Annotated in this window: 1 protein-coding gene; it reads left to right on the forward strand. The window is 59.7% G+C overall.

What is annotated here, in order from left to right:
- Positions 1-529 (forward strand): AMP-binding protein (locus BG61_RS38855; RefSeq protein ID WP_035943835.1); only part of this gene is annotated, 529 nt, incomplete at both ends.

A 529-nucleotide genomic window follows, 5' to 3' on the forward strand; every position in this document is an offset into this window, starting at 1 on the left:
GCCCAAGGGCGTTGCGATCGAACATCGGACGCTGGCCGCATCCACTTTCGCCCGGCACCAGTTCTATGAGTGCGCGCCGAACGAGCGCTTCCTGCTGCTTTCGTCTCTCGCGTTCGACAGCTCTGTCGCCGGCCTCTTCGGGACGCTCACGAACGGAGGCAGTCTCGCCCTTGTCGATATCGACACTGCGAGGGATCCGAACGCAATCATCAAGCTGATGCGGAATCGCGACATCACACGCGTACTGTGTGTCCCGTCTCTCGGTCAGGCCATTCTCGACAGTATGTCGTCGAGCGGTGAGCATAAGCTTCGGGAGATCATCGTCGCAGGTGAAGCGTGTCCCCCGAATCTCGCGCGGCAAAGCTCGGCGCTGCCTCGACCCGTATCGCTCTATAACGAATACGGTCCTACGGAAGCGACGGTATGGGCAACCGCGTATCGATGCCTTCCTGAAGAAACGAATCTGGTGCCGATCGGCCGTCCCATTGCCAATACGCGCGTCTATCTGCTCGATGCGCAACATCAACTG

This window comes from Caballeronia glathei, from assembly GCF_000698595.1.
Classification (GTDB): Bacteria; Pseudomonadota; Gammaproteobacteria; order Burkholderiales; family Burkholderiaceae; genus Caballeronia; species Caballeronia glathei.